Annotated in this window: 5 protein-coding genes; 3 read left to right on the top strand and 2 right to left on the bottom strand. The window is 54.2% G+C overall.

Annotated features, from left to right (window positions below; genetic code table 11):
- The 3 genes from B5F39_RS13725 to B5F39_RS13715 form a co-directional block, all read left to right on the top strand.
- A partial coding sequence (locus tag B5F39_RS13725) for an S-layer homology domain-containing protein (protein ID WP_239391307.1) occupies positions 1 to 1,384 on the top strand: 1,384 nt, incomplete at its 5' end.
- A gap of 311 nt (positions 1,385 to 1,695) precedes the next feature.
- Positions 1,696 to 2,466, top strand: coding sequence for a hypothetical protein (locus B5F39_RS13720; RefSeq protein ID WP_087368673.1), 771 nt, complete (start codon positions 1,696 to 1,698; stop codon positions 2,464 to 2,466).
- Between the two features lie 139 nt (positions 2,467 to 2,605).
- Complete coding sequence (locus B5F39_RS13715; RefSeq protein ID WP_158096077.1) at positions 2,606 to 3,778, top strand: hypothetical protein; 1,173 nt, start codon at positions 2,606 to 2,608, stop codon at positions 3,776 to 3,778.
- Positions 3,779 to 3,852: 74 nt separating this feature from the next.
- Here the strand turns inward: B5F39_RS13715 and B5F39_RS13710 are convergent, their stop codons facing one another.
- On the bottom strand, positions 3,853 to 5,418 hold the full coding sequence (locus B5F39_RS13710) for an S-layer homology domain-containing protein (protein ID WP_087368669.1): 1,566 nt from the start codon (positions 5,416 to 5,418) through the stop codon (positions 3,853 to 3,855).
- Positions 5,419 to 6,402: 984 nt separating this feature from the next.
- On the bottom strand, positions 6,403 to 6,996 hold a 594-nt coding region (locus tag B5F39_RS14325; RefSeq protein WP_087368667.1), incomplete at its 5' end, for a hypothetical protein.

Raw genomic sequence — 6,996 nt, 5'->3', positions numbered from 1 at the left:
CGCATTCAAGGGTGCCCAGCCGGCGACTCGTTATGAGATGGCGTCGATAGTGGCGCGCGCTCTTGTGACGGTTGACGCTGAAAAGGCCAGCAAGCAGGATATGGAGCTCCTCAAGAAGCTCGTCATGGAATTCAAGGATGAGCTCGACGCCCTCGGCGTGAAGGTCGATTCCCTCGACAAGCGCGTCGCGGTGCTTGAGGACAACCTCGGCGGATGGAAGCTTGCCGGACGTTTCTACTTCGAAGCCGACTTCGCGGGTGGAGATCAGGACCACACGAGCTATACACAGACAGGGTACGACAATTCCTTCCAGAAGTCACAGATGCGCTTCTATCTCACGAAGCAGATTAGTGAGAACACCAGCTTCTACGCTGAGTTCCGCGGCGGTTCTGAGTCTTCGGGCGGCGGGTTCGGTTATGGTGACGGTACGTTCCGCCTCCGCAACGTCTATGTCGACACGATGCTTCCGTGGGATATACAGTTCCGCGTCGGACGTTTCTTCCTCGACTTTGAAGCCGATCACGGTCTCTACGTCGACAACGATGCCATTTACGGAGACTACCGTGTAGACGGTTTCCAGTTCACGAAGCAGTGGAACAATTTCTATGCGAGAGGCGTTGTAGGCCGCAACTCTGATTCCGGATTCTATAATGAAGATAAAGCAGACAATGGTGTTGAGTCAAACTTTATGCACTATGCTCTTGATCTTACATGGCAGCCCAGTGAGAACTTCTTCCTTGGCATCAACGGCGTCTGGGTTGTAGAAGATGGCGATGATCCTGTGTTTGATAACCAGGATATGTCAACCTATAGCGCGTATCTTAGCTATAACTTCACACCGGCTATCGCCATTCAGGGTATCTACTACTGGCAGGATCTGGATGAAGGTATGCTGAATGGTTATTATGCAAGCAAATTTGAGAGAATCGGCAGTGCAACTGAAGACAGCCCGACAGCTTGGAAAGCCGTACTCGACATCAAACAGGATCTTCTCAAGTTCACAGGACTTCGCTTTGAGTACATGCAGCACGACAACACGTTCGTTGGAGTGAGAAACCCGTACAGCTTCGATGCTATCACCGGCAACGCGGCCAACATCACCGACAATATGCCGTGGAACGACGGCACTTCCGATCTGTTCTTCATCTATGCTGAGCAGAAATGGAACGACAAGTGGAGCAGCTACCTCCGCTATCAGCAGGCCGACTTTGATACAGACGGACTTGACGACGCGAAGGGCTACGGCATCGGCGTAACCTACCAGTACACGCCCGCCATCGCCTTCCGTCTCGCTTACGATGAAGTCGACTACGGCGATAACAATACGCAGGGCTTCAACGACAAGGATCACGTCATTCAGTTCCGTACGGCTATCAACTTCTAGGCTGAACGCAATAATAAGCTCTACCTAAACACAAAACAGAGGCCTTCGGGCCTCTGTTTTGTTAATGGCTCTTTGCCAGCCTCGTCCTAAGGCTGGCAAAGCCGCTTCGTAAAAAGTATTTACACAACTCGGCTTTATACCACCAAGAGCAAACGTCTTAATGCAATGTCTACCCCGATAGCGGGTTCCAATATGTATCCGGAGAAATCTGAAACACGCCGTCCTTCAAACGGCGGGCGCGAAATATCACCGCCTGTTATCTTGCTCACGCAAGTTCAGAATCCATAAAAAATATCACAGGAGGAAAAACATTGAAAAAAAGTAAGTTTATACCGCTGCTGCTTATCGCCGCAATCCTCTCCGTCTCCGCCATCTCTTGTGCCTCGGCTGCGTCTTTTGAACAGGTGCTCGACAGGTGGACGAAGTCTGTGAAATACATCGACAGAGAAGACGACATCAGCAACATGGAGGTAAAAGCTACGTATTATTCTGCGGAATTCATCGAGGCTTACATACAGCGCGAAGCTGAAAAGAACCTCTGGACCCAGCAGGAGACGGAAGACTACAAGTACAAATTCCTCCAGGCGCTGAGACTTGATGAAATGATACCGATACAGATAGAGTTCATCAACAACGGCCCGACGATGCACCTCGGCCCATTTGACATCATGGTTAAGCTTCTAATCAAGAATAAAAGCTATAAGCCTGCTGACTACGACAAACGCTTCAACTTCGCGTTCCAGGGACAAAAAGAAGGGTTGATTTATTTTCCGCGTTACGACGAAAAGACTGGCAAAGACCTTCTCGAGGGAGTCAAGAGTGTTACGCTCGAGCTGCGAGGCACTATTTCCCCATCGCTTACGCGCGGCAACGCTACGCGCTTCCAGTGGGACGTCGCGAACGACGACCCGACAAAGCTCTACCAGGGGACGACGGCGGCGCGTATCGAGACGGACCGCCTTATCAAGCGTCTCGAGAATCTCCGTAAGGACGAATCATCCGAGCAGGCGCGCCTCGACGCCATCAAGGACGAGATAAACACTATCCAGTCGCGTCTGGACGAGCTGTCGAAGAACATGTAGCGGCTTGGGGAGCTCCAGTTATATCGGTTATATGTAAAAGCGCGGGACGGGGGCTTTACGCCTTTGTCCCGCTTCGGTTTATGGGGAAGGCGGAGCGCGTTCCGGCGCTTCGCCTTTCTGCGCTCTGCGGGAGGAATATATGGAGTTTTTACAATTTCACCGGATGTTCTCCGACGAACGGTTTTTCGATTTTGAGCGGATGCGCGGCAGATATTCAGAGGCGGCTTTCCGCGAGTTCGTCTCTCTGCTGAACGATGTCGCTTATACGGAGCTGCCGCTGCGCGATGCCTCGGGGCGGAGGTTCGCCTATATCCGCGTCAAGGCCGGAAGCTGCGCCAAGGCCGCGAGGATTCTTATGACGCACGGCGGATACGCGCGGCCTTATCCGTTCGCCGCCATGGCGGAGGAGATCGTCTCGTCCCTAGCGCTTGAGGGGATAGACGTATCGTTTGAGAATGTCAGGAATATCCTCAACGGCTCTGCTCCGTCCGGGTACTGCGAAAATCTCGCTTACTGTATGAAGCTCGCGCTCGACTTCATATCCGACGACGCGAACGTCATAACGGAGCGCAATGCCGAAAAGCTGCTGCGGCTTCTTGAACCGCCCCCGGCGCTCGAAAGCGGGCGGACGGAGACGGAAACTCCGGCGGCGTTACGCGAAGATACGTCCGGCGGAAATGTTCACGGCAAAGCCGGAATGTCTGAGAATGCCGGTAAAATTTCGGATTTTCTTCAAGCTCTGACAGATTTCGTAAATTCAGAAGACGATATTGACGAGCTGCTCAAGGCCGCCGCGATACATTTTTTTGTGCTTCACTCGCGCCCTATCGGAAGCCGCTCCGGCCTCGCCGCGCGCATGATACATCTGTGGGTTCTCGCGCGCATGGGATATCATGCGTCGCTCGCTGTGCCGCTGTCGCGCAGCGTAAACGCGGCGCGGGCGGAATACCGCGAGGCGTTTACTCTCGTTCTGCGCAACGCCGGCATAACGGGAATATTGGACGTAACGCCGTTCCTTTCGTTCTTCGCGCGCGAAGTTTACGGAAAAATCGGGCCGCTTCGTGAAACGGGCGAAAGCGCGGAGCGTTTCGCGGAACTGATGAAAGAGGGGAAAATAACGACGAAAGAGCGCGAGCTGTGGGAATTCGTGCAGTCGTACTACGGCGCGGAAGAATTCTCGACGAAGACGCTGGAGCGCGATTTCCGAAGCGCCGCCTACGCGACCGTGCGCGCCTTCGTCGTGAAATTCGAACAACTCGGACTGCTCGCCTCCGTCAAGTACACCAACAAGAGCAGATATAGGGCTCTGTGACTCTCTGCCGCGCGACGGACGAAAAAAACGGAACCTCCGATGAAGGAGGCTCCGTCCGTGTTTTTACGCTTTGGCTAGAAGTCTATCGCCGTGCGGAAGAGCACTACGCTCTCGTTGCCGGTGTAGCCGCCGTCGGTCCTGTCGCCGTAGTCGATGTAGTTATAGGCGAGCCAGAACTTGATGGCGGGCGAGTACTGATAGCCGATGCCTATCGAATACTGGTCCGTGTCGTCGTAAGCGGAGGAATCCCAGTCGGTCGTTACGTACTGCAGGAAGCTGCTCCACTTGTCGTTCCACTGCTGCTCCGCGGTGATGAGCCACGTTTTGTTCGTGCCGTCCGCGCCGACTGGGCCGTCGAGGCCCGGCGAGGCTATCGTCGGGTACTGGTTCGCGGCGCGCGGGCCTATGAACGAGTTGTCCTGCTCTATGTACTGCACCCACAGCGAGGTGAATTTGAGGAGGTCCTGCTTCACGTCGAGGAGGGCGCTCCAAGTCGTCGGGCTGTCGTCGGCGACGCGCCAGCCGTCGTCGAGGTTCTGCCAGTAGAAGTAGCCGCGCAGCGCTATAGCGGGAGTAAAGCTGTAGCCGAAGTACGCGCCGTACTGCTGCACGTCGAGCGCGTCTCCGGCGATTATGCCGGAGTATGCCGGGTCAACATTCGTCAAATCGTCTATGTTGTCAGCGTCGAAGTAGAGGCCCATCACGCCGAGGTGGAAGTTCTCGCTGAAGTTGGCCTGCAGTTTGAGGCCGTACTCCATGAAAGAATTCGTATTTCCTGTTTTATCCGGGTCGCTGAAAAGGCCCTCGGTTGCGCTTGAGTAGCTGTCTGTGATCATATCGTCGTTGCGTCCGACGAGGACCTCGGCGTCGAGCATGCCGAAGCTTTTCTGGAAGTTGAACCCGTCGTAAGTCTGATCCTTCCAGACTCCGCCCTCAGGCTCGCCCATAATCGAGTGATACAGCTCCGCGTCGCCCTCCCAGTCGGAGACCTGACGTCCGAGCGTAAATGTGACGTCCCAGGGCAGCTTCATCTGGACGTAGAAGCGGTCGGCGTACCAGCCCTTAAGATCGCCGCTGAAGCTGTCGGAGTTGAAGCGAGCGAAGAAGAAGGTATTCTCGTCGATGTACTTCGTGAGCATGAAGCGCGCGAACGAGAAGCCGAACTGATTTTTAGAAGCGCCGTCGCCTGAATATGAATTCTCGTTCTGATCATTGTTGCTCGCGAACTGCGCGTCAAACCAGACCTGTCCGTTGACCTGCCAGCCGCCGAGGCGCTCCTCAAGCACGCCGACGCGCTTGTCGAGCGAGTCAACCCTGACGCCGAGCGCGTCGAGCTCGTCCTTGAACTCCATAACAAGCTTCTTTAGAAGCTCCATATCCTGCTTGCCCGCCTTCTCAGCATCCACGGTCACGAGCGCGCGCGCGACGATGGAAGCCATCTCGTAGCGCGTGGCGGGCTGACCGCCCTTAAAAGCGCCGTCTGGATAGCCGGAAACGATGCCGCGCGAAGCCAGAAGCCCCACCGCGTCATACGACCAATGCCCCTGCGGGACGTCCATAAAAGGATTGACTGCCGCAAAAGCCGGAGCGGCGAAGGCCGTCATCGCAGCCATCGCCAGAACAGCCAGAAATTTTCTCATATCGGTGTTTCCCCCTTGAATCTCAGTCGAAATGTTGCTATCTTCTATATGTTTGTACCTGTGTATCGCGAAAGCATAACTCTTGGGGGTGTGCGCAAACATGTACAAGTATCCAATGTTTCCTTGCAGGGATGGATTCCATCATTTTGCCCATGCCCCTACCCAATTCGCCCTCGCCTTAAAACCGCGCCGCTCCTATTGGCATTTCGGTGGATTCGCCTCGCTTTCCCGCCATCGGACTCGTCCGCGGAATTTAAGCTGCTTAAAACAATTTATTAGCAAAAGCTAACTTCCACGCTGCTGACTGCATACACACACAGAGCCGTGCGCTATCGCCGCGCCTGCGTGACTGATATAAATTAGTATCAAAATATAGTTAGTTATAACTAACCATCGCTCGCATTATATCACTGCAAGGCGTTATGTCCAGATGTAAAACAAAATTATTTTGTGATTTATTACGTAAAAAACATCTTGCGATGCGCCGGAGCGCGCGGCGGAGTAAAAAAATACGGCGCGAAGGCTCGGATATTTAAGTCCGTCCGCGCTTCGCGCCGTATAAGATGCAATCAACCGGCAGAACGACATGCCATTGCCGCCGCCACGAAATTTCTTAGCAACGGGAACAAAAAAATTCTACGCGCCGCTTTATGGCGCTGCGCCGTTGATTTGCCTACGCTGCTGAAGTTCAAGGCGTCAAGCCGGCCGTCAAACGTGAGGGCGATAAACTGCGTCGTTTATTTACCTCTACATAATTCAGCCTTTGCAGCTTTTGGAAAAGAAGCTCTCATACCAGGCGTGACGCCGTATCGGGCGCACATGTCCCTCGTGAGACTTTTTGTGCCGAAAGCACCGGAATGCAGCGTCCGCCAAAAGACGCCGCCGGCGCGGCAAACGTCCGCACCGCGCGCGCAACGGCAAAATTCGCCGTCTCACGCGCACGGTTAAGCGTCTGCGCCGCGCGCCCCGGAACCATGCCGCGCGCTATTGGATAGTGGCGAGCTCGTCGAGGCGCGACTGGATAGTGTTTATCTCGTCGTCGATGGCCTTCATCTTGGCGGCTTCTTCTTCCTTGTCCTTGCGCAGATTTTCAAGGCGCTTGATAAGGCGGTCGGTCTCGAGCCGCGCCGCGGTCGCCCCCGCGTAGAGCTTGCTAGGGTCGTCGTTGTTGATGTCCCAGAAGAAGCGGGCCTCTCTGCCGCGTCCGGCTATCATTGAACTTATTCCTGAGCTCATTGTTATAGTTACTCGCTTTTGTCCGTCGAGTATATCTTTTCCTGTTTTTGGGTCAAAGCGATTGAAGAACACCAGCCCTTCTTTTTCACCTTGGAATGGGAAGTTAAGGCGTTTGTCATAGTCTGCCGGTTCGTATGTCTTGTTGCCGACTTTCATATCTATCATCTTGTCAAAAGGCCCGGGGTGCATAGTCGGGCCGTTGTTTACAAACTCAATTTTTATCGGAATCATCTCGCTTAGGTTAAGCACTTGTAGATACTTGTATTTGTATCTCTCAAGCTCGTCTTGCGTCCATAGATTCTTCTCCGCTTCGGCTTGGATTTCGGCCTCAACGAGCTCGGC

It is taken from the genome of Cloacibacillus sp. An23 (assembly GCF_002159945.1).
Lineage (GTDB): Bacteria > Synergistota > Synergistia > Synergistales > Synergistaceae > Caccocola.
The sequence above is the reverse complement of the archived record's forward strand: the minus strand, read 5'-3'. Positions and strand labels throughout refer to the sequence as shown.